The sequence below is a fragment of the Nocardia tenerifensis NBRC 101015 genome, from assembly GCF_000308715.1.
Classification (GTDB): domain Bacteria; phylum Actinomycetota; class Actinomycetes; order Mycobacteriales; family Mycobacteriaceae; genus Nocardia; species Nocardia tenerifensis.
In genome coordinates this window covers 1-21,737 of the sequence record NZ_BAGH01000393.1, presented here as the reverse complement: position 1 = coordinate 21,737, position 21,737 = coordinate 1, and the positions used below count along the sequence as shown (strand labels likewise).

The 21,737-nt window shown below is 70.8% G+C and carries 18 protein-coding genes; 13 read left to right on the top strand and 5 right to left on the bottom strand.

The genetic code is table 11. The features are described from left to right. Positions 1 to 45: 45 nt before the first annotated feature. Together pta and ON39_RS31290 are read left to right on the top strand one after the other, a co-directional pair. Complete coding sequence (gene pta, locus ON39_RS31295; RefSeq protein ID WP_040739641.1) at positions 46 to 2,118, top strand: phosphate acetyltransferase; 2,073 nt, start codon at positions 46 to 48, stop codon at positions 2,116 to 2,118. Positions 2,119 to 2,292: 174 nt separating this feature from the next. Then, positions 2,293 to 3,504: an acetate kinase gene (locus ON39_RS31290; RefSeq protein WP_040739640.1), complete on the top strand. Its 1,212-nt coding sequence runs from the start codon at positions 2,293 to 2,295 to the stop codon at positions 3,502 to 3,504. Between the two features lie 233 nt (positions 3,505 to 3,737). Here the strand turns inward: ON39_RS31290 and ON39_RS31285 are convergent, their stop codons facing one another. The 3 genes from ON39_RS31285 to ON39_RS31275 are packed head-to-tail and all read right to left on the bottom strand — an operon-like array spanning position 3,738 to position 8,500. After that, positions 3,738 to 6,110 carry a serine/threonine-protein kinase PknG gene (locus ON39_RS31285; RefSeq protein ID WP_040739639.1) on the bottom strand — a complete coding sequence of 791 codons (2,373 nt, stop codon included), beginning with the start codon at positions 6,108 to 6,110 and terminating at the stop codon, positions 3,738 to 3,740. Between the two features lie 6 nt (positions 6,111 to 6,116). Next, the gene (locus tag ON39_RS31280) at positions 6,117 to 7,097 is read right to left on the bottom strand and encodes a glutamate ABC transporter substrate-binding protein (protein WP_040739638.1); all 981 of its coding nucleotides are present in this window, start codon (positions 7,095 to 7,097) and stop codon (positions 6,117 to 6,119) included. Next, a complete protein-coding gene (locus ON39_RS31275; protein ID WP_040739660.1) occupies positions 7,094 to 8,500 on the bottom strand; it encodes a GlnX family signal transduction membrane protein in 1,407 nt (468 codons plus the stop codon). Before ON39_RS31275 ends, ON39_RS31280 begins: the two co-directional genes overlap by 4 nt. 182 nt (positions 8,501 to 8,682) lie before the next feature. Here ON39_RS31275 and ON39_RS31270 point away from each other — a divergent pair, with 182 nt between their 5' ends. Then, entirely contained in the window at positions 8,683 to 9,366 is a 684-nt protein-coding gene (locus tag ON39_RS31270) for an NUDIX hydrolase (RefSeq protein WP_040739636.1), read from the top strand. Positions 9,367 to 9,396: 30 nt separating this feature from the next. Here the strand turns inward: ON39_RS31270 and thiE are convergent, their stop codons facing one another. Next, positions 9,397 to 10,095, bottom strand: a complete 699-nt coding sequence (gene thiE / locus ON39_RS31265) for a thiamine phosphate synthase (protein WP_040739635.1) — start codon at positions 10,093 to 10,095, stop codon at positions 9,397 to 9,399. Between the two features lie 267 nt (positions 10,096 to 10,362). Here thiE and thiO point away from each other — a divergent pair, with 267 nt between their 5' ends. The 6 genes from thiO (at position 10,363) to ON39_RS31235 (ending at position 15,460) form a co-directional block, all read left to right on the top strand. After that, positions 10,363 to 11,460 carry a glycine oxidase ThiO gene (gene thiO / locus ON39_RS31260; RefSeq protein WP_040739634.1) on the top strand — a complete coding sequence of 366 codons (1,098 nt, stop codon included), beginning with the start codon at positions 10,363 to 10,365 and terminating at the stop codon, positions 11,458 to 11,460. Then, complete coding sequence (gene thiS / locus ON39_RS31255; protein WP_040739633.1) at positions 11,457 to 11,675, top strand: sulfur carrier protein ThiS; 219 nt, start codon at positions 11,457 to 11,459, stop codon at positions 11,673 to 11,675. The genes thiO and thiS overlap by 4 nt, the downstream gene beginning before the upstream one ends. After that, positions 11,668 to 12,432, top strand: a complete 765-nt coding sequence (locus ON39_RS31250; protein ID WP_040739632.1) for a thiazole synthase — start codon at positions 11,668 to 11,670, stop codon at positions 12,430 to 12,432. The genes thiS and ON39_RS31250 overlap by 8 nt, the downstream gene beginning before the upstream one ends. 146 nt (positions 12,433 to 12,578) lie before the next feature. After that, positions 12,579 to 13,523: an ABC transporter ATP-binding protein gene (locus tag ON39_RS31245; RefSeq protein WP_040739658.1), complete on the top strand. Its 945-nt coding sequence runs from the start codon at positions 12,579 to 12,581 to the stop codon at positions 13,521 to 13,523. Then, positions 13,523 to 14,284 carry an ABC transporter permease gene (locus ON39_RS31240; protein ID WP_040739631.1) on the top strand — a complete coding sequence of 254 codons (762 nt, stop codon included), beginning with the start codon at positions 13,523 to 13,525 and terminating at the stop codon, positions 14,282 to 14,284. The genes ON39_RS31245 and ON39_RS31240 overlap by 1 nt, the downstream gene beginning before the upstream one ends. 252 nt (positions 14,285 to 14,536) lie before the next feature. Continuing rightward, the gene (locus ON39_RS31235; protein WP_425454132.1) at positions 14,537 to 15,460 is read left to right on the top strand and encodes an adenylate/guanylate cyclase domain-containing protein; all 924 of its coding nucleotides are present in this window, start codon (positions 14,537 to 14,539) and stop codon (positions 15,458 to 15,460) included. A 1-nt stretch (position 15,461) separates the two neighbouring features. On the opposite strand, the gene ON39_RS49750 is transcribed toward ON39_RS31235, so the two are convergent. Beyond that, positions 15,462 to 15,632 (bottom strand): CG2302 family histidine operon protein, encoded by a 171-nt coding sequence (locus ON39_RS49750; protein WP_506329727.1) that lies wholly within the window; start codon positions 15,630 to 15,632, stop codon positions 15,462 to 15,464. A 190-nt stretch (positions 15,633 to 15,822) separates the two neighbouring features. Here ON39_RS49750 and ON39_RS31230 point away from each other — a divergent pair, with 190 nt between their 5' ends. From ON39_RS31230 to ON39_RS31215, 4 genes are all read left to right on the top strand, one after another. Next, a complete protein-coding gene (locus ON39_RS31230; RefSeq protein ID WP_040739630.1) occupies positions 15,823 to 17,535 on the top strand; it encodes an acyclic terpene utilization AtuA family protein in 1,713 nt (570 codons plus the stop codon). After that, entirely contained in the window at positions 17,532 to 18,737 is a 1,206-nt protein-coding gene (locus ON39_RS31225; protein ID WP_051187372.1) for an acyl-CoA dehydrogenase family protein, read from the top strand. The genes ON39_RS31230 and ON39_RS31225 overlap by 4 nt, the downstream gene beginning before the upstream one ends. Then, a complete protein-coding gene (locus tag ON39_RS31220; RefSeq protein WP_040739628.1) occupies positions 18,734 to 20,332 on the top strand; it encodes an acyl-CoA carboxylase subunit beta in 1,599 nt (532 codons plus the stop codon). The genes ON39_RS31225 and ON39_RS31220 overlap by 4 nt, the downstream gene beginning before the upstream one ends. Before the next feature lie 8 nt (positions 20,333 to 20,340). Next, positions 20,341 to 21,737 (top strand): acetyl-CoA carboxylase biotin carboxylase subunit (locus tag ON39_RS31215; protein WP_051187371.1); only part of this gene is annotated, 1,397 nt, incomplete at its 3' end.

The following is a 21,737-nucleotide window of genomic DNA, read 5'->3' as shown; positions in this document are numbered from 1 at the left end:
CGCGCCGGAGGCGGGATTAGCCGCCTATTCACTAAGCTTTCGGGCATGGCCGATCACGCTCCGTCCACCGTCTACATCGCCTCGCCCGAGGGCGACACCGGGAAGTCGACGGTGGCGCTCGGGGCGCTGCAGATGCTGTGCGCGACCACCGCGCGGGTCGGCGTGTTCCGGCCCATCACCCGGTCCACGACCGAGCCCGACTACATCCTCGAGCTGCTGCTCGAGCACAGCACCGCCGACATCGACTACGCGCAGGCCACCGGCGTCACCTACGAGCAGGTGCACGCCGACCCCGACGCCGCGATCAGCGAGATCGTCATGCGCTTCCACGAGGTCGCCAAGGTCTGCGACGCGGTGGTGGTGGTCGGCAGCGATTACACCGATGTCGCCAGCCCCAGCGAACTGCGCTTCAACGCCCGGATCGCGGTGAATCTCGGTGCGCCCGTGCTGCTCGTCGTGCGCGGCTCCGGCCGCACCCCCGCCGAGGTGAAGCAGCTGGCCGAGCTGTGCCGCAGCGAACTGACCCTCGAGCACGCGCAGCTGGTGGCGATCATCGCCAACCGCTGCGACCCGGACCGGATGGCCGAGGTCGCCGAAGAATTGCGCGCCTTCCCCGTACCGACCTGGACGCTGCCCGAGGTGCCGCTGCTGATCTCGCCCACCATGGCCGAGTTGTGCGCCGCCATCGACGGCGAGATGTACAGCGGCGACCAGGAATTGCTACAGCGTGAGGCGCTGAAGATCATGGTCGGCGGCATGACGGCCGAGCACATCCTGGAGCGGCTGGTCGACGGCGTCGTGGTCATCGCGCCGGGCGACCGCTCCGACGTGCTGCTCAGCGTCGTGAATGCCCATGAGGCGGAGGGCTTTCCGTCGCTGTCGGGCATCATCATGAACGGCGGCATGCTGCCGCATCCCGCGGTCGCGCGGCTGATGAGCGGCCTCAAGCCGAAACTGCCCATCCTCACCACCGAGCTCGGCACCTACGACACCGCGAGCGCCGCCTACCGCACCCGCGGGCGCATGGCGGCGGGCAGCCCGCGCAAGGTGGACACCGCGCTGGCGCTGATGGAGGAGCACGTCGACGCGGTGGAGTTGTTGCGTCGCATCGAGGTTCCGCTCACCACCGTCGTCACGCCGCAGATGTTCGAGTACCAGCTCATCGAGCGCGCCAGGTCCGACCGCAAACGCATCGTGCTGCCGGAGGGCGACGACGACCGCATCCTGCGCGCGGCGGGCCGGGTGCTGCAGCGCAAAATCGCCGACCTGGTGATCCTCGGCGACGAGCAGTCGATCCGGGCGCGCGCCGCCGAGCTCGGCGTCGACATCTCCGCCGCGCAGGTGCTCGATCCCCGAACCTCCGGCCACCTCGATGATTTCGCCGAGGAGTACGCCGAGATGCGCAAACACAAGGGCATGACCGTCGAGCGGGCCCGCGAAACCATGGCCGACATCTCGTATTTCGGCACCATGATGGTCTATCGGGGCATCGCCGACGGCATGGTCTCCGGCGCGGCGCACACCACGGCGCACACCATCCGGCCGTCGTTCGAGATCATCAAGACGGTGCCCGGCGTCTCCACCGTCTCCAGCGTGTTCCTCATGTGCCTGGCCGATCGGGTGCTGGCCTACGGCGACTGCGCGGTGGTCCCCGACCCGACCTCCGAACAGCTGGCCGATATCGCGATCTCCTCGGCGGCCACCGCGTCCCGGTTCGGCATCGAGCCGCGGGTCGCCATGCTGTCCTACTCGACCGGCGAGTCCGGCAGCGGCGCCGACGTGGACAAGGTGCGGGTGGCGACCAAGCTTGTGCGCGAGCGTGCGCCGGAACTGCTGGTGGAGGGCCCTATTCAGTACGACGCGGCGATCGAGCCGACCGTCGCCACCACGAAGCTGCCCGACTCCGACGTGGCGGGCAAGGCGACGGTCTTCGTGTTTCCCGATCTCAATACGGGCAACAACACCTACAAGGCCGTGCAGCGCAGCGCGGGCGCGATCGCCATCGGCCCGGTGCTGCAGGGCCTGCGCAAGCCGGTCAACGACCTCTCGCGCGGCGCGCTGGTCGCCGACATCGTCAATACGGTGGCGATCACCGCGATCCAGGCGCAGGGGGAGTGAGCGTGTCTTTCCGGACACAGCGGCACGCGTGCAGGAACAGGGGCTCGACCGGCGTGGTTGCGGAGGGTGTGCGGGTGTCCCGCAGGACACAGGAGGCGTGATGAGCCACACTTGCGCAGCCCGGCTCGTCGGAGCTGACCGGGTGCGGGTGTCCCGCAGGACACAGGAGGCGTGATGACGGAGGCAGTCGACGACCTGGTGCTGGTGATCAATTCCGGCTCGTCGTCCATCAAATATCAACTCCTGGACCCGGACTCGGGCACCGTGACGGCCGCGGGCATGGTCGACCGGATCGGCGAGGACAACGCCGGGATCGAGCACAAGGCCGACGGCGAGACCACCGAGCGCCGCGAGGCGATCGCCGATCACCGGGCCGGGCTGCGGCTGATCTTCGACACGTTCGCCGAGACCGGCCACGACCTCTCCAATGCCGGGGTCCGCGCGGTCGGGCACCGGGTGGTGCACGGCGGCGAGGTGTTCTACCGCCCGACGCTGATCGACGACTCGGTGGTCGAGGCCATCTCCGACCTGTCCGCGCTTGCGCCGCTGCATAATCCGGCGAACGTCGCGGGCATCGAGAGCGCCCGCCAGCTGCTGCCCGACGTGCCGCAGGTCGCGGTGTTCGACACCGCGTTCTTCCACGGCCTGCCCGACGCCGCCAAGACCTACGCCATCGACGCGAAAGTGGCGGCCGCGCACGGCATTCGGAAGTACGGCTTCCACGGCACCTCGCACGAGTACGTGTCCGGCCAGGTCGCCGAGCTGCTCGGCCGCGACCCGGCGCGGCTGAACCAGATCGTGTTCCATCTCGGCAACGGCGCCTCGGCCTCGGCGATCCGCGGCGGGCGCCCGATCGACACCAGCATGGGCCTGACCCCGCTGGAGGGCCTGGTGATGGGCACCAGGTCCGGCGACCTCGACCCCGGCATCATCGCGCACCTGGTGCGCTCGGCCGACTACGACATCGACCAGGTCGACCGGCTGCTCAACCGGGACTCCGGCCTCAAGGGCCTGTCCGGCGTCAACGACTTCCGCGAACTGCGCGGCCTCATCGACAAGGGCGACGCCGCAGCGCGACTCGCCTACGACGTCTACATCCACCGCCTCCGCCGCTACCTCGGCGCCTACCTGATCGACCTCGGCGGCGTCGACGCCATCACCTTCACCGCGGGCGTCGGCGAGAACAGTCCCGACGTGCGGGCCGACGCCCTGGCCGGCCTGTCCCGCTTCGGCATCGAGGTGGATCCCGCCGCCAACGCCGCGAAAGACCGTACGGCCCGGCGCATCTCGCCGCCGGACGCCAAGGTGGTCGTTCTGGTCGTACCCACGAACGAAGAACTCGCGATCGCCCGCGCCGCCCATCGGGTGGCGGAAACGGAGAAGTGAGAAAGCCCGGCCGGGGGGGAGTCCGGCCGGGCCCGGATCGTCGCGCGCACGCCGAGAAGCGCTGGGCTCCCGCGTGTTTCGGGCCGAGCCAGGAGGGCAGTCCGGGCGACCGCCACCGGACGGCGAGGGCAGCCGGGCTCCGGTGACACGCGGTGGGCCAGCGGCGAACAGCGTCGCGAACCTGATCCGGGACCGATCCTGCCGAACCGATCATGAGGATTTCGTGAGTGCGTCTATACCCAAGTCTTCGCGCGAATCGAGTTGGCCAGGTCCACCAGGGCGTAGCGGTGGTTGCGGCCGGGTGCGCTGCGGGCGAGCGCGCGCAGGCCGGCCTCGGTCCCCTCGCGCAGGCACCGTTCGGTGAACGGCGCGCCGAACAGGCTGGCGTCGGGCCGTTTCGGAGTATTGCCCGCCTGCAGCCAGGCGAGGGCGGCGCCGAGGACGAGCACGCGCATCTGGACCGCCCTGCCCTCGCCGGCGGGCAGGCTCAGCACGCGCGAGGCGCAGACGTGCAGGGTGGATTCCTCGAGCTCGGCCACCGGCGCCGCGGTGAGCAGCAGGAGCACCGCGGTCATCCTGGCGGTGGTGAAATGTCTCGAGGCGGCGGGGACTTCGTCGAGGGCGTGCACCGCGTCCACCACCCGATCGACCCCGGCCAGCTGCCGGGCCAGGCCGAAGGCGGCGCTCACCACCGCGCGATCGGTGCGCCACACGGTGTCGTAGAACTTCTCCGCGCAGGTCCGCCACCGCGCCGCATCCGTCGAATCATCCTGCTGCAGTAGCAATTCCGCGGTCGCGGCGAGCGCGAGCTTGGGCCCGATCTCGCCGGGCAGCACCCGCAGCACGTCGTCGAAGCCGGCGAAGGACTGCTCGTATTCCCCGTCGAGCAGCTGCGCCAGGCCGCGATACCAGCCGACGCGCCAATCGTTCTCGGGTAATCGAGTGAGCAGATCGAGCACCGTGGCCGGCTCACCGAGGTCGAGGCGCACCCGCGCCTCCGCCAGCGTGAGCTCCAGATCCAAGGTCTCCGGCGCGTTTCCGGGGTCGGCCTCGGCCCGTTCCCTGGCGGCCCGCAGCGCCTCGAGCGACTGCTCCGGCTCGGGGTGCACCGTGGTGGCGAGCAGCGGCGCGGACGGGTCGGCGGAGTCGAGCAGCGGAATGGGCAGCGCCGCAACCACATCGCGCGCGTCGAGCAGCTTGCTGCGGGCGTGGCCGTCGGCGTAGGCGTCGGTCTGCCTGATCAGCTCCTCGGTGCCGAAGCTGGCGCGCGGCGGGCTGAACACGGTCGACAACTGCGGATGCTCGGTGCCGGTCTCCAGCGCGAGGATCTCGCGCAGGACCCCCGACAGCTGCGCGGACATGGCTCTGGCCGAGGGGAATCGCCGCTCCGGATCCGGGTCCGTCGCGCACAGCAGCAGGCGGTGGAAGGACTCGTAGCGCGCGAGCACGGGGTGATCGGCGGGGTCGGGGATGCCGTCTAGGTAGCGGCCCTGCTCCATCGGCATCTCGAGGGTGAGCACGGCGAGGGTGCGCCCGACGGTGTAGATGTCCGACGCGACGGTCGGCCCGGTCTTCGCGATCTCGGGCGCCTGAAAACCCCTGGTGCCGTACAAGTTTCCGTACGACTCGATGGTGGCGACCGCGCCGAGATCGATCAGCTTGACCTGATCCTCGGTGACCATGATGTTGTCCGGCTTGAGATCGTTGTAGGTGAGCCCGATCGAGTGCAGGTACTCCAGCGCGGGCAAAATCTCCAGCAGGTAGGCGATCGCCTCGGCGACCGGCATCCGGTACGGGCGGTCGTAGGAGTTCAGGATGTCGCGCAGCGAGCGGCCGCCGACGTACTCCATGACGATGTAGCCGACCGGCGCGCCGTCCTCGTCGGTGTGCTCGACGAAGTTGTGGATCTTCACGATGCTGGCGTGCGCCACCTCCGCGAGGAACTGGCGCTCGGCCACGGCTACGGCCTGCGCCTCGGCGTCGCCGGTGTGCAGCAGGCCCTTGAGCACCACCCAGCGGTCGCTGACGTTGCGGTCGATCGCCAGGTAGATCCAGCCGAGCCCGCCGTGCGCGATGCACCCCTGCACCTCGTACTGGCCCGACACCACGTCGCCCTCGTGCAGCGAGGGCCGGAAATCGTAAGGCGCGCCGCAGGTGTCGCAGGTGCCCGTGGTCACCGCGGGCCGGACGGCGGTGGCCCGGCCGACCGGGTTACCGCACCGCCAGCAGAAGCGTTTGCCCTCGGCGACAACGGGATCGGTGAGCACTGCCGAGCGCGGATCGGCGGGCTCGACCGTCGGGATCGGCACCAGTCCGCCGCCGAGCTTGCGCACCGTCGGCCGCGACCGCGCCGTGCGCACGCTGCGCCCGGAGGTCCGCATCGTCGCGGCGGAGTCCGGCTCGGAGTCGGGGCGCCCCGCGCCGATGATGGTCTCGGCCGCGGCCGCCTCGCTCGGCGTCGGCTTACCGCCGCGCGCGAGCTCGGTGTGCACCGGCTCGGCGCGCGCGAGTTCCGTGTGCACCGGCTCGGCGGGTTCGTCGCGGGCCGCCGTCGGGGCGGCGGTCGATTCGTCCGCGTCGGGGGTGGCGTCGTCCGCTGTGGTCATCGGCCGTCAATCCACGTACGTCGGTGCGGGCGGGCCGGGCGAGGGGCCGAGCACGGTCAACCACTGGCGGTAGCTGCGCTCCCAGGTGCCGTCGTTGCGGATGCGATCGAGGGTGCCGTTCACGAAGCGCACCAGGTCGTCGTCGCCCTTGGGGATGCCGATGCCGTAGGGCTCGACGCTGATGCTGTCGCCGACCACGGCCGTGTAGGGATCCTGCGCGGCCAGGCCGATCAGGATGGAGTCGTCGGTGCTCGCCGCGTCGACCTGCCGCTGCTGCATGACCACCAGGCAGTCGGCCCAGGTCGCCACGGAAAGAACGGACGCGGTCGGCTGGGAACGGCGGATGCGCTCCAGCGAGGTGGTGCCGCGCACGATGCACACCCGCTTGCCGGCCAGATCGGCGATGCCGTTGATCCCGGAGTTCTTCATCGCGAGCACCCGCTGGTTGGAGCGCAGGTACACCGTGGAGAACGTGACCCGCTGCCGCCGTTCACAGGTGATCGTCATGGTCTTGGCGACGATGTCCACGTCGTGGTTCTGCAGCGCCTGCTCGCGGTCGGCGGAGCCGAGGGTGCGGTACTCGATCAGATCCGGGCTGCCGAGCAGGTCGCGGGCGATCTCCCTGGCGATGTCGGCGTCGAAGCCGACGATGGCGCCGGAGATCGGGTCACGGAAGCTGAACAGATTGCTGCCCGCGTCCAGCCCGACCACCAGGCGGCCGCGGGCCCGGATCGCGTCGATGGCGGGCCCCCGGGCCGCGGTGCCCTCGCCCGTCGGGCGCAGGCTCGCCGTCGGGTCGCCGCACTGCTGGCCGTTCGTCGGCGGGGGCGGCGAATCCGTCAGCACGGGAACGGCTTTCGCGGGCAGCAGCGGGTCGGTGTACTTGGCGGTGCTGGTCGGCAGCGGCGCGGGCGCCTCGCTCGTACAGCCGCCGACCAGCGCGACGGCGGCAAGCGCGACGGCGAGCGCGCCGTGTGCGGCCCTCATCGATACTCCCGCAGTCGCGGCCACAGGCCGAGCCCGACGCAGCCTGCCGCGACGATGCCGATCACCAGCGCGCCGGGTCCCATGAAGTCCAACACGCGTGCCGCGCGGGAGATGTTGTCGCGCAAAGTATCCCGTGTGGTGTCGATGCCCTGCTCCAGTGCCTTGTCCAACGCCTCCACCTGGGCGGCGACATCCGCGGCGCCCGGCCCGGTCGCCACCGCCGCCGCGCCGTTGTAGTCGCCGCGGGCCAGGGTGTCGTTCATCCGCTGATGCGCGACCCGCCAACGGCCCAGCGCCGGAATGGCATTGCGCACCTCCTCGGCGGCGGGCGCGGAACTCGGGTAGCCGCCGAGCAGATCGGCGAGGCGGGCGATGTTCGCGTCGTAGGTCCGGTCGTAGTCGCCGGTCGCGTCCCGGCTCACCAGCTTCAACGTCTCCGCCGACCGCGCCTGCTGCGCCAGGATGCGGCTCTCGGTCAGCCGCGAGGCGGGCACCGCGCCGTCGTCCCGCCCGTGGATCATCGAGGTGGCCGACACCGCCCCCGCGACCACGGTCCACCCCAGCAGCACGAGCACCGCCGCCGAGGCGAGCAGCAGCCCGGGGTTGAGCACTCGGCGCCACCGCTTGGCCAGCTCGAACTGCGCCCACACCAGCGCGACCAGCGCGAGAACCACCAGCACGATGGCCGTCCACGGCGGCCGGACGTGGTTGCGCTGCGCCTCGGTCACCGCGGCTTGTCGCCGGCTCTGCAACTCCTCGGCCATCGGCAGCACGGTCGTCTGCATTTGATTCGACGCTTCGCTCAGGTAGGCCGCGCCGACGGGGTGTCCGCTGCGGTTGTTGGCGCGCGCGGTCTCCACCACGCCGGTGTACACGGGCAGATTGGTGGCGATGCCGGTGCGCAGCCTGGTGTCGGTGTCGTCGGCCCCATTGGGCTCGCCGGAGGCCCGGCCGGTCTCGGCCACCAGTTCCGCGGCGGCCTCGCCGACCGCCTGGCTGTAGCGGTCGCGCACCGCCTGCGGCTCCAGCCCGCCCGCGATGAACGCGGTGCTCGCCGCGGCGTCGGCGATGGACAGCGAGGTGTAGAGCCGATGCGCGGAGTACGCGTCCGGCTCGGTGTCGTCGAGCAGCACGTTCAGGGTGTGCTGCCGATCGCCGACGGTCGTGCCGGTGACCCAGCCCGCGGCGACGCAGGCGGTGATGAGCAGCAGTCCGATCGCGATCAGCCGTCCCGGCGAGGAGCCGGCGAACAGGCGCAGCCGGGCGGGGTCGAACTGCTCCCGCAGGAACGCGACCCGCAGCGCGGCGGGGCTGTCTCGCAGCGCGCCGGGACTGTCGCGCGCGGTGAGCTCGGCGGTGGGCGACGGCCGCAGTACCGCCGTCGCCTGCTCGATCCGAGCCATGTCCACCTCCCCAGTCTGGGCCGCGTTCGCGGATTTCTTCGACGAAGCGACCGGACGAACGGTCACCCCGTGTGTGTTGTTGCGGAGTTTATTGTGGTCGTAGCTGTGCCGTGGCGTGTGAAATACCCATGCTTGGCAGCGGGTGGATCGCGACGCGACGGCGGAACGAGGATGGGTGCGAGATGCGTGGTGACGGCGACGGGTGGTCGCGCGACCCTGGTGGCCTGCGACGTTGGGGTCGATTCGGCGCCGCCGGACTGCTGCTGCGCGCCCCGCTTCCCGACGGCGGGTCGGCCGTGCTCATGCAGCATCGCGCGCCGTGGAGTCATCAGGGCGGCACCTGGGGTCTGCCCGGCGGCGCGCGCGACAGCCACGAGACCCCGGTGCACGCGGCCGTGCGTGAGGCCTGGGAGGAGGCGGGGATCGACCCGGCCGACGTCCGGGTGCGCGGCGAGCGGGTGACCGCCACCGCGCCGAGCGGCTGGACCTACACCACCGTGATCGCCGACGCCGTGCACGCGCTGCCGACCAGCCGCAACCGGGAGAGTTCCGAACTCGCCTGGGTGCCGGAGGCCGAGGTCGACGCCCGGCTGCTGCACCCCGGATTCGCCGTCTCGTGGCCCGAGCTGCGCGCCGCGCCCGTCCGCGTCTGCCTCGACGGTCTCGCACGAGACCAGGCCGTCGCCGCCGCGCTGCCGCGCACCGTCGACCTCGCCGATCAGGGTTTTTATTGGCTGCACACCCGGCCCGACGGTCCCGGCGGCTACGCGAAGATCATCGATGCGGACCCGGCCGACACCTCGGATCCGGCCTCGGCGAGCACAGTGGCCGTCGTCTCGCTGACCCGTGGTCAGGTCCTGTCCTGACCGAGGCATGATCCCGCGCCGCGACATGGGTCAGGCGTGCGCGAGCAGTGCCGCCTTGAGTTGCCTGGCGGCGGCTTCCGGGTCGCGGGCCTCGGTGATCGCGCGCACCACGACGATGCGGCGGGCGCCCGCCGCGAGCACGTCGGGCAGGTTGCCCGCGTCGATCCCGCCGATCGCGAACCACGGCCGGGTGGGATGCGCGTCCGAGGTCGAGCGCACCAGTTCGATGCCCGCGGCCTGCCTGCCCGGCTTGGTCGGCGTCGCGTACACCGGGCCGGTGCAGAAGTAGTCGATGTGTTCGTCGATCGCGGCGAGCCCGGCCTGCGCGCGATTGTGCGTCGAGCGTCCGATCACCACGTCGGGGCCGAGGATGCGCCGCGCGTACCAGGGCGGCAAATCACCCTGGCCTAGGTGCAGCACATCGGCGCCCGCGGCGAGCGCGATGTCGGCGCGGTCGTTCACCGCGACCAGCCCGCCGTGCCTGCGCGCCGCCGCCTTCAACTCCGCGAGGGCGCCGAGTTCGGCGCGCGCCTCGAGCGGGCCGAACTTCGCCTCGCCGGGCGAGCCCTTGTCCCTGAGCTGGATGATGTCGACCCCGCCCGCGAAGGCCGCCTCGGCGAATTTGGCCAGATCGCCCCGATCGCGTCGGGCGTCGGTACACAGATAGAGGCGAGCGGCCGCCAAGCGCTCCCTGGGCGATGCGGGTCGAGCGGGGTGGGAGGGTTGCACGCCTTCGACCGTAGCCCCGGTACCGTGGGGAAGCGAACGGCGGCACGAACGCCGGGCCGGCTCGGCGGTCGTGCAGGGATTACCGCGGCGGTCGCGCGGCGTTACTCCGGCGGTCGCGCGGTGTCACCGCGCCGGGCGCGCAGTGGCACCGCGAAAGCGACGCCGGGCGTCGACCACGAGAAGTGCGCGACCGGCCCGCCGGCCGGGTGACCACGAGGGCGCGCTCGCGCACGCCGCCCATCGGAGACAGAGGCAGGTGGATACGTAATGCGGACGCTGGCCGTCGTCGGTGGCGGCGTCATCGGGCTCGGCGTGGCCTGGCGGGCCGCCGAGTCGGGTTGGTCGGTCACCCTGTACGACCCCGCCGTCGGCTCGGGCGCCTCGTGGGTGGCGGGCGGCATGCTCGCCCCGCTGTCGGAGGGCTGGCCGGGGGAGGACCGCGTCCTCGAGTTCGGCGCCGCGGCGCTGGCCCGCTGGCCCGAGTTCGCCGCCCGCGTCGAGGCCGCCACGGGCGTCTCGGTCTTCGTCGCCGACGCGACGCTGACCGTCGCGCTCGACGCCGCCGACGCGGCCGACCTGCGCACGGTCGCCGAGTGGGTCGGCGGCCACGGCCACGAGCTGCGCGTGCTCGATCGCGCGGGCGTCCGCGCGCTGGAGCCGAGCCTGGCCCGCACGGTGCGGGCGGGGCTGTACGCCCCGGCCGAGCCCGCGATCGACAACCGACGGCTGGTCGGCGCGCTGCGCAAGGCGGCGACGGCGGCCGGCGTGCGGATCCGCGCCGAGTCCGTCGACGCGCTCGACGCGCTCTCGGAGGATCAGATCGTGCTAGCCGCGGGCGCGTCCTCGGCGCGGCTGTGGCCGGAGTTGCCGGTCCGCCCGATCAAGGGCGAGATCCTGCGCCTGCGCCGCCGACCCGGTGTCGCGCCCGCACCGGTCCGCGTGGTCCGCGCCCGGGTGCACGGCCGGGCGCTCTACCTGGTCCCCCGTGCCGACGGAATCGTGGTCGGCGCAACGCAATACGAGGCGGGTTTCGACACCGCGGTGACCGTCGCCGGTGTCCGTGACCTGATCGCCGACGCCGAGGCCGTGTTCCCCGGCATCGGCGAGTACGAGCTGGCCGAGGCGAGCGCGGGCTCACGCCCCGGCACCCCGGACAACCTGCCGCTGCTCGGCAGGCTCGACGACCGCGTCGTCGCGGCCACCGGCAACGGCCGCAATGGCATGCTGACCATGCCGCTCACCGTGGACGCGGCGCTCGCCCAGCTCGCCGGGGCCCCGTTGCCCGAGGCGAAACCCGCTGACCCGCAACGTTTCTCGACGACGCACCCGTCGTCGCCCAGGTCATCCGCAGGAGGAGTTCGATGACTTCGACATCCGTACCCATCGGCGTCACCGTGAACGGCACCGATCACGAGTTCGCCGAGACCCTCAGCGTCCGGGAGCTGCTCGGCCGCCTCGAGCTGCCGACGCAGGGCATCGCGCTGGCGGTGGACGGCGCGGTGTTCCCCAAGTCCCGCTGGGACGAGCCGGTCGGCCGCGGCTGGCAGATCGAGGTCTTGACGGCGGTCCAGGGTGGCTGAGGGGTATTCGCCGCTGCGCATCGCGGACCGCGAGTTCGGCTCCCGGCTGATCATGGGCACCGGCGGGGCGGACAACCTCGCCGTGCTCGAGGAGGCGCTCGTCGCCTCGGGCACCGAGCTCACCACCGTCGCCATGCGCCGGATCGACGCGGCGGGCGGCACCGGCGTGCTGGATCTGTTGAAGCGCTTGAACATCGCGCCGCTGCCCAACACCGCGGGCTGTCGCACCGCGGCCGAGGCCGTGCTCACCGCGCAGCTGGCCCGCGAGGCGCTCGACACCAACTGGGTCAAGCTCGAGGTCGTCGCCGACGAACGCACGCTGCTGCCCGATCCGATCGAGTTGGTCACCGCCGCTGAGCAACTCGTCGACGACGGCTTCGTGGTGCTGCCCTACACCACCGACGACCCGATCCTCGCGCGCAGGCTCGAGGACGCGGGCTGCGTCGCGGTGATGCCGCTCGGCTCCCCGATCGGCACCGGCCTCGGCATCGGCAACCCGCACAACATCGAGATGATCGTCGCCGAGGCGAAGGTCCCGGTCATTCTCGACGCGGGCATCGGCACCGCCAGCGACGCCGCGCTCGCCATGGAGCTCGGCTGCTCGGCCGTGCTGCTGGCCACCGCGGTGACCCGGGCCCGTCAACCGGAGTTGATGGCCGAGGCGATGGCCGCCGCCGTGCGGGCGGGCTATCTGGCGCGTCAGGCGGGCCGCATTCCGAAGCGGTTCTGGGCACAGGCGTCCTCGCCCGCGCTCTGACCAGGTCGTCTGTCGGATAACGCCCGCTCAGGGGATTGTCGGGGTGGCTCTGCGGGGTGGTCAGGGTCACCGTCATCCTCGAGGATGATCGAACACGACACCAAGTAGTGACGCGCGCCGCGGCGTTTTCGGGAATGCTGGTCATCATGATCGAGCTGCAAGGGCTGACCAAGCACTACGGGCAGACCGTCGCGGTTCAGGATCTATCCTTCACCGTTCGACCCGGACAGGTGACGGGGTTCCTGGGCCCGAACGGAGCCGGTAAGTCGACGACGATGCGCATGATCCTGGGGTTGGACAAGCCGACCGCGGGCACCGCGCTCATCCAGGGCAAGCCATACCGTGAACTGGACCATCCGCTGCGCACCGTCGGCGCGCTCCTGGACGCGAAGTGGGTGCATCCGAACCGTTCGGCGCGCGCGCATCTCGAGTGGATGGCCGCCTCCAACGACATCCCCAAGTCCCGGGTGGAGGAGGTGCTGCGGCTGGTCGGCCTGTCCGAGGTGGCGGGCAAGAGCGCGGGTGGCTTCTCGCTCGGTATGTCCCAGCGGCTCGGCCTGGCCGGCGCGCTGCTCGGCGACCCGCAGGTGCTGCTGTTCGACGAGCCGGTCAACGGCCTCGACCCGGAGGGCATCCTGTGGATCCGCCGGTTCATGCAGCGCCTGGCCGCCGAGGGCCGCACCGTGCTGGTCTCCAGCCACCTGCTCTCCGAGATGGCGCAGACCGCCGAGCACCTCGTGGTGATCGGCCGGGGCCAGCTCATCTCCGACACCACCACCCAGGAGTTCATCGAACGCGCCTCCGAGCAGTCGGTGCGCGTGCGCAGCCCGCAGCTCGACCAGCTGCGCAGCGTGCTCACCTCGAACGGCATGACGGTCCGCGAGGACGGCACCGGTCAAGACGGCCCGGCACTCGTCGTGGCGGGCGTGTCGAGCGACGCGGTCGGCAAGCTGGCCGGCGCGAACGAGATCACGCTGTTCGAGCTTGCGCCGCAACGGGCTTCGCTGGAAGAGGCGTTCATGCGGATGACCGGTGGTGCTGTTCAGTACCACGGCGAAGGCTTTGATCAGGCGATGGGAGGTGCGCTCTGATGGGCGTGCTGGCAGCAGAACGAATCAAGCTCACCTCGACTCGGTCGCCCTGGTGGTGCACGGCCATCGTCGTCGCGCTCGCCCTCGGGCTGGCCGCGCTGTTCGCGATAGTCACCAAGTCGGCGGGGGACAACCCCGCGGACGGCGCCCCGACGCTGGATGTGAGCACCGCGACCGCGGGCGTCGTCGGCTTCGGCGTGATGGTGCTGATGATCATGGCCGCGTTGACGGTCACCAGCGAATACCGTTTCGGGGTCATCCGAACCACATTCCAGGCTGTGCCCAACCGCACCAAGGTACTGCTGACCAAAACGGCCCTCGTCGGCGTCTTCAGCGCCGTGCTCACCATCATCCTGGCCTTCCTCGCCATCGGCGTGGCCAAGGCCATCGGCGGGTCGGCGCCCACCGCGAACCTGACCCTGGACGGGCAGTGGCGGGCCGTCTACGGCATCCCGATCTACGCCTTCCTGATGATCGTGGTCGCCATCGGCGTCGGCGTGCTCGTGCGGCAGTCCGCGGCCGCGATCTCGCTGATCGTGCTGTGGTCCTTGCTGATCGAGCCCCTGCTGGGCGCGTTCGGCAGCTTCGGCCGCAATGTCGCGCCGTTCCTGCCCTTCCAGAACGCGAGCCACTTCCTCGCCGTCTCGGAGTCCGGCGCCAACTGGCACTGGGGTCCGTGGGGCAGCCTGCTCTACTTCGTCGCCTTCACCGCGATCGTCTACGGCGCCGCGCTGATCATGATCAACCAGCGCGACGCGTAGCACTCGAACCACCCGAGTCGCTTTCCCTCGCCACTCGGGTCCGGGGCGCCGACCTTGTCGGGAGGTCCGCGCGCCCCTGCACCGTTCCGTCACTGCCCGGCGGACGGTGTGACCATCGGCCCGGCGTGATTCGTCACGCCGGGCCGATGGCGTTCCGGCCCGGATACCGTGCCGCTCAACCCGATCGGGAGGTAGCGGGTGGTCGCGATCGGTGACCCGCCGACGACAGGTCGGCTGAGATACCCTCTGGGCGTGAGCGAGAAACCTTCCGGCGGTGCCGCGTCGGGCCCCGAGCCGGAGGACGAGACCGGCCGCGAGCCCGAGATCGCGATACCGCTGGTGCCCGCGGACGGGAGCGGTCCGATCCGTCGCCCCGGCGCGGGACTGCGCAAGGGGCAGCTCTCCGCGTTGATGAACGCGGCCAACAATCGGACCGACCTCATCGGCGTGCTGCGCAAGGCGCGCGAACAGCTGCCCGGCGATCCGTCCTTCGGCGACCCACTCTCGGTCACCGGGCCCGGCGGCGCGCGTGCGGTGGCCCGCGCCGCGGACAAGCTGGTCGGCGATACCCCGAGCGCCGCACGGGAGATCGGCTTCGGGGCTCTTCAGGTCTGGCAGGCCATGCTGGAGCGGGTCGGCCGCGGTAAGGGCAGCGCGGAAGTGACCGTCATGTTCACCGACCTGGTGGCCTTCTCCAGCTGGTCGCTGTCGGCGGGCGACGAGGCGACCCTGGAGCTGCTGCGCCGGGTGGCCAAGGCCATCGAGCCGCCGATCGCCGAGCGCGGCGGGCAGGTGGTCAAACGGATGGGCGACGGCGTGATGGCCGTGTTCCCGTCGGCCGAGCGGGCCGTGCTCGCCGCCGTCAACGCCAAGCGCAACCTGGCCGAGGTGAAGGTGCGCGACTATCGACCGAGGATGCGGATCGGCCTGCACACGGGCGCGCCGCGCGAGATCGGCGGCGACTGGCTCGGCGTGGACGTCACCATCGCGGCCAGGGTGATGGAGGCCGGCGGCAACGGCAACACCATGCTGTCGGAGTCCACGCTGCGCTCGCTGCCGCCGGAGACGCTGGCCGAACTCGGCCACGTGGTGAAGCCTTACCGCCGCAGCTTCTTCGCCGCCCCGCTGAGCGGCGTCCCCGAGGACCTGCGCATCTTCCGGCTCACCGAGCTCTGAGTCAGGAGCCCACCCACCAGGCGATGCCGCCCGCGACGGCGAGCGCGGCGAGAACCGCGAGCACGATCGACACTTTGCGCGAGGTCTTCCACGTCGAATAGACGCCGCCGAGCAGAAATCCGGCGAGCGCGAACAAGACGATCACAGTCACGTCGGTAGACACCGGCCCCATTCTGCCCCGCCCATTCCGGGCCCTGACATTCGCGCCACCTAGGGTGATCTGACTCACTGGCAATTAACAAGCACGCGCGCTTGCTTTTTTCTGGGGGTGATGTGATGCTGGTCTCCGGAACGCGGACTGCACGGGCGCGGCACGCGGGCCGCGCCATGTCGGTCCGCCGTTACAGGAGGCATTCCCGCTGATGAGTGTGCTGGCCGCCAACCCGGACGTGCTCCGGATCGGCAACTGTTCCGGCTTCTACGGTGATCGACTGAGCGCCATGCGCGAGATGCTCGAGGGCGGGCAGCTCGACGTGCTCACCGGCGACTACCTCGCCGAACTCACCATGCTGATCCTCGGCCGCGACCGGATGAAGGATCCGAGCCTCGGCTACGCCAAGACCTTCGTGAAGCAGATCGAGGACTGCCTCGGGCTCGCGCTGGAGCGCAACGTGCAGATCGTCGCGAACGCGGGCGGCCTCAACCCCTCCGGGCTGGCGCAACGCCTGCGCAAGGTGGCCGCCGATCTCGGCCTGGATGCCAAGATCGCGCACGTCGAGGGCGACGACCTGGTCGCGCGCGCCGGCGAACTCGGCCTCGGCGCGCCGCTCACCGCCAACGCCTACCTCGGCGCGTGGGGCATCGTCGAGTGCCTGAACGCGGGCGCCGACATCGTCGTCACCGGCCGGGTCACCGACGCCTCGGTGATCGTCGGCCCGGCCGCCGCCCACTTCGGTTGGGGCCGAACGGATTACGACGCGCTCGCGGGCGCGGTGGTGGCGGGGCACGTCATCGAGTGCAGCACCCAGGCCACCGGCGGCAACTACGCCTTCTTCACCGAGCTGCCCGACCTCGGCAGGCCCGGCTTCCCGATCGCCGAGATCCGCAGGGACGGAAGCAGTGTCATCACCAAGCACGCGGGCACCGGCGGCGCGGTCACGGTCGACACCGTCGAGGCGCAGCTCATGTACGAGATCCAGGGCGCGCGTTACGCGGGACCCGACGTGACCTCGCGGCTCGACTCCATCGCGCTCAGCGCCGACGGCCCGGATCGGGTGCTGATCAGCGGCGTGGTCGGCGAGGCGCCGCCGCCGCGGCTCAAGGTGTCGCTGAACACGCTCGGCGGCTTCCGCAACGAGATGGAGTTCATCCTCACCGGCCTCGATATCGAGGCGAAAGCCGCTCTGGCGCAACGGCAACTGGAGTCGTGGCTGGAAACCAGGCCGGCCGAACTGGAGTGGACCCTCGCGCGACTCGACCGGCCCGACGCCGACACCGAGGAACAGGCCAGCGCGTTGCTGCGCTGCGTGGTGCGCGACCCCGATCCGAACAAGGTCGGGCGCGCGTTCTCCAGCGTGGCCGTCGAGCTGGCGCTCGCTAGCTACCCCGGCTGCAGCTTCACCACGTTGCCGGGCAACGGATCTCCCTACGGTGTGTACACGCCGGGCTACGTCGACGCCGCCGAGGTGCCGCACGTCGCGGTGCTGCCCGACGGCTCGAGGGTGGACATCGAGCCCGCCGCGGACACGCTGGCGCTGGCCGAGGTCGTCGAGCCCGTGCTGCCGGAACCGTTGTCCGCCAAGGAAACCCGTCGCGCACCGCTCGGCGCCGTCGCCCTCGCGCGCAGCGGCGACAAGGGCGGCAACGCCAATATCGGGGTCTGGGTGCGCACCGAGGAGCAATGGCGTTGGCTGGCACACACTCTCACCGTCGAGCGCGTCAAAGAGCTACTGCCCGAGACGGCTTCGTTGACCGTCACCAGACACGTACTGCCCAACCTGCGGGCGGTGAACTTCATCATCGAAGGCCTACTCGGCCAGGGCGTCGCCTATCAGGCGCGGTTCGACCCGCAGGCCAAGGGACTCGGCGAATGGCTGCGGTCCCGTCATCTCGACATTCCATTGGAGTTGGTATGAGTTCAGTATCGCGGAGCGATTCGACCGGGGGCGGCGGTCGGGCGACGGGTGGGCCGAGTCCCTGGAACAGCCCTGAACGTCGCGAATTGCGCGCGACCGTACGGGGTTTCGCCGAGCGGGAAGTCCTGCCCTACATGGACGAGTGGGAGCGCGAGGGCGAGATCCCGCGCGAGCTGCACAAGAAGGCGGGCGCGCTCGGCCTGCTCGGCATCCAATTCCCGGAGTCTGTAGGCGGTTCCGGCGGCGACGGCATCGACGCGATGATCGTCTGCGAGGAGCTGCACCAGGCGGGAGCCTCCGGCGGACTGTTCGCGTCGCTGTTCACCTGCGGCATCGCGGTGCCGCACATGATCGCCGCGGGCAACGCCGACCACATCGAGCGCTGGGTGCGCCCGACGCTGGCGGGGGAGAAGATCGGCTCGCTCGCCATCACCGAGCCCGGCGGCGGATCCGACGTCGGCCACCTCACCACCACCGCGCGCCGCGACGGCGACCACTACATCGTCAACGGCGCCAAGACCTTCATCACCTCCGCCTGCCGCGCCGACTACGTGGTCACCGCGGTGCGCACGGGCGGCTCCGGCTCCGGCGGGATCTCGCTGCTGGTGGTGGAGAAGGGCACGCCCGGCTTCACCGTCAGCCGCAAGCTGGACAAGATGGGCTGGCGCGCCTCCGACACGGCCGAGCTCTCCTACGTGGACGTGCGGGTGCCCGTGGAAAACCTGGTGGGCCAGGAGAATTCGGGCTTTTATCAGATCGCGGGCGCGTTCGTCAGCGAGCGTGTCGGCCTCGCGGTGCAGGCGTACTCGAGCGCGCAGCGCTGCCTCGACCTCACCCTGGAGTGGGTCCGCAGTCGAGAGACGTTCGGCCGCCCCTTGATCAGCAGGCAGGCCGTGCAGAACACGGTCACCGAGATGGCGCGGCGCATCGACGTCGCCCGCGTCTACACCCGAGATGTGGCGCAGCGCAGCGCGAACGGCGAGACCGACCTGATCGCGGAGGTGTGCTTCGCCAAGAACACCGCCGTCGAGGCGGGCGAGTGGGTGGCCAACCAGGCCGTCCAGCTGTTCGGCGGCCTGGGCTACATGCGCGAGTCCGAGGTCGAGCGCCAGTACCGCGACATGCGCATCCTCGGCATCGGCGGGGGCACCACCGAGATCCTCACCGGCCTCGCCGCCAAACGATTGGGGTACCAGTCATGACGACACTGCGCAGCGCCCTCGACACCGCCGCGCCGGAGTACGCCGCCGCGGCCGAGGCCATGACGGCCAAGCTGGCCGAGGTCGAGGGCGAGTTCGCCAAGGCGATCGCCGGCGGCGGCCCGGACAAGCTGGCCCGGCATCGCAAGCGCGGCAAGCTGACCGCGCGCGAGCGCGTCGAACTGCTCATCGACGAGGACTCGCCGTTCCTCGAGTTGTGCCCGCTCGCCGGGTGGGGCAGCGAATTTCACGTCGGCGCGAGCACCATCGCGGGCATCGGCATCGTGGAGGGCGTCGAGTGCATGATCGTCGCGCCGGACCCGACCGTGCGCGGCGGCACCTCGAACCCGTGGACGCTGCGAAAGACGTTGCGTATCAACGATATTGTCCGGGAGAACCGGCTGCCGGTGATCTCGCTCGTCGAGTCCGGCGGCGCGGACCTGCCGACGCAGAAGGAGGTCTTCGTCCCCGGCGGGCGCATGTTCCGCGACCTCACCCAGGCCTCGGCCGCGGGCATCCCGACCATCGCGCTCGTCTTCGGCAACTCGACCGCGGGCGGCGCCTACATTCCCGGCATGTCCGACCACGTGGTGATGATCAAGGAGCGCTCCAAGGTCTTCCTCGGCGGCCCGCCGCTGGTCAAGATGGCCACCGGTGAGGAGTCCGACGACGAATCCCTCGGCGGCGCCGACATGCACGCGCGCGTCTCCGGCCTGGCCGACTACTACGCGGTCGACGAACAGGACGCGATCCGGATCGGCCGTTCCATCGTCCGCCGGCTCAACTGGCGCAAGCAGGGCCCCGCGCCGCGCGCCGAGGTGATCGAGCCGCTGTACGACCCGGAGGACCTGCTCGGCATCGTCCCCACCGACCTGAAGATCCCGTTCGATCCGCGCGAGGTGATCGCGCGCATCGTCGACGGCTCCGACTTCGACGAGTTCAAGCCGCTCTACGGCGGCAGCCTCGTGACCGGATGGGCCGAGCTGCACGGGTATCCGATCGGTATCCTGGCCAACGCGCGCGGCGTGCTGTTCTCCGAGGAGTCGCAGAAGGCGACCCAGTTCATCCAGCTCGCCAACAAGACCGACACGCCATTGCTGTTCCTGCACAACACCACCGGCTACATGGTCGGCAAGGAGTACGAGCAGCGCGGCATCATCAAGCACGGCGCGATGATGATCAACGCGGTGTCCAACTCGAAGGTGCCGCACATCTCGGTGCTGATGGGCGCCTCCTACGGCGCCGGGCACTACGGCATGTGCGGCCGCGCCTTCGACCCGCGCTTCGTCTACGCCTGGCCCAGCGCGAAGTCCGCCGTCATGGGCGGCGCGCAGCTGGCAGGCGTCATCTCCATCGTCGGGCGCGCGGCGGCCGAGGCCAAGGGCATGCCGTTCGACGAGGAGGCCGACGCGGGCATGCGCGCCATGATCGAGGCGCAGATCGAGGCCGAGTCGCTGGCGATGTTCATGTCCGGGCGACTGTTCGACGACGGCGTCATCGATCCGCGCGATACCCGCACCGTATTGGGAATGTCCTTGTCGGCCATTCACAATGCCCCGATCAAGGGCGTCGACGGCTTCGGCGTCTTCCGAATGTGAGGCCGGACATGAGCAAACGGAGTAGCGATTCGGTGGGGGCCGGGCCCGCCACCACTGTTCTGGTCGCCAATCGCGGCGAGATCGCCCGCCGCGTCTTCGCCACCTGCCGGCGCATGGGCATCGGCACCGTCGCGGTCTACTCCGACGCGGACGCCGCAGCCCCGCATGCCGCGGAAGCCGATGCGGCGGTGCGGCTTCCGGGCAACACGCCCGCGGAGACCTACCTGCGCGGCGAGCTGATCGTCGAGGCCGCGTTGTCCGCCGGCGCGGACGCGATCCATCCCGGCTACGGATTTCTCTCCGAGAACGCCGATTTCGCCAAGGCGGTGCTCGCCGCCGGGCTGATCTGGATCGGCCCGCCGGTCGAGGCCATCGAGCAGATGGGCTCCAAGGTCGCCTCGAAGAAGATGATGGACGCCGCGGGCGTCCCCGTGCTCGCCGAGCTCGACCCGGCCGAGGTCACCGAGGCGCACCTGCCCGTGCTGATCAAGGCGTCCGCCGGTGGCGGCGGGCGCGGCATGCGCGTGGTGCGCGCCCTCGACGAGTTGGAGCCGCAGATCGAGGCGGCGCGGCGGGAGGCGGCCTCGGCCTTCGGCGACCCGACGGTGTTCTGCGAGCGCTACCTGGAGACCGGCCGCCATATCGAGGTGCAGGTCATGGCCGATACCCACGGCACCATCTGGGCGGTCGGCGAGCGGGAGTGCTCGATTCAGCGCAGGCACCAGAAGGTCATCGAGGAGGCGCCCTCGCCGCTGGTCGAGCGCGTCGACGCCGAGCGTGCGGCCGGTGTGCCGGGCATGCGCGAGCGGCTGTTCGAGGCCGCCCGGCTCGCCGCGGGCGCGATCGGCTACACCGGCGCGGGCACGGTGGAGTTCCTCGCCGACGAGAACGGCGACTTCTTCTTCCTCGAGATGAATACCCGTCTCCAGGTGGAGCATCCGGTCACCGAGTGCACCACCGGCCTGGATCTCGTTCGCCTGCAACTGGAGATCGCCGCGGGTGCGCGACTGCCTGCGGAACCTCCTGCGATGCGCGGACACTCGATCGAGGTCCGGCTCTACGCCGAGGATCCGGCGCACGACTGGCAGCCGCAGAGCGGCACCGTCCACCGCATCGACATCCCCGCGGTGCTGACGGAGTTCGACCTGCTGGATCGACCCGGCGTGCGGCTGGACACCGGCGTGGTGGACGGCTCGGTCGTCGGCGTGCACTACGACCCGATGCTGGCCAAGGTCATCTCCTACGCCGAAACCCGCGGCGAGGCAGCGCGTTTGCTCGCCAACGCGCTGCACCGGGCGCGGATCCACGGCCTGGTGACCAACCGCGACCTGCTCGTGCGGGTGCTGCGGCACCCCGCGTTCCTCGCGGGCGACACCGACACCGCGTTCTTCGCCACGCACGGATT

Excerpts from the sequence above, each read along its gene's own strand:
- pta (WP_040739641.1), top strand. The coding sequence starts at position 46 with ATGGCCGATCACGCTCCGTCCACCGTCTACATCGCCTCGCCCGAGGGC.
- ON39_RS31290 (WP_040739640.1), top strand. The coding sequence starts at position 2,293 with ATGACGGAGGCAGTCGACGACCTGGTGCTGGTGATCAATTCCGGCTCG.
- ON39_RS31285 (WP_040739639.1), bottom strand. The coding sequence starts at position 6,110 with ATGACCACAGCGGACGACGCCACCCCCGACGCGGACGAATCGACCGCC.
- ON39_RS31280 (WP_040739638.1), bottom strand. The coding sequence starts at position 7,097 with ATGAGGGCCGCACACGGCGCGCTCGCCGTCGCGCTTGCCGCCGTCGCG.
- ON39_RS31275 (WP_040739660.1), bottom strand. The coding sequence starts at position 8,500 with ATGGCTCGGATCGAGCAGGCGACGGCGGTACTGCGGCCGTCGCCCACC.
- ON39_RS31270 (WP_040739636.1), top strand. The coding sequence starts at position 8,683 with ATGCGTGGTGACGGCGACGGGTGGTCGCGCGACCCTGGTGGCCTGCGA.
- thiO (WP_040739634.1), top strand. The coding sequence starts at position 10,363 with ATGCGGACGCTGGCCGTCGTCGGTGGCGGCGTCATCGGGCTCGGCGTG.
- thiS (WP_040739633.1), top strand. The coding sequence starts at position 11,457 with ATGACTTCGACATCCGTACCCATCGGCGTCACCGTGAACGGCACCGAT.
- ON39_RS31245 (WP_040739658.1), top strand. The coding sequence starts at position 12,579 with ATGATCGAGCTGCAAGGGCTGACCAAGCACTACGGGCAGACCGTCGCG.
- ON39_RS31240 (WP_040739631.1), top strand. The coding sequence starts at position 13,523 with ATGGGCGTGCTGGCAGCAGAACGAATCAAGCTCACCTCGACTCGGTCG.
- ON39_RS49750 (WP_506329727.1), bottom strand. The coding sequence starts at position 15,632 with ATGGGGCCGGTGTCTACCGACGTGACTGTGATCGTCTTGTTCGCGCTC.
- ON39_RS31230 (WP_040739630.1), top strand. The coding sequence starts at position 15,823 with ATGAGTGTGCTGGCCGCCAACCCGGACGTGCTCCGGATCGGCAACTGT.
- ON39_RS31225 (WP_051187372.1), top strand. The coding sequence starts at position 17,532 with ATGAGTTCAGTATCGCGGAGCGATTCGACCGGGGGCGGCGGTCGGGCG.
- ON39_RS31220 (WP_040739628.1), top strand. The coding sequence starts at position 18,734 with ATGACGACACTGCGCAGCGCCCTCGACACCGCCGCGCCGGAGTACGCC.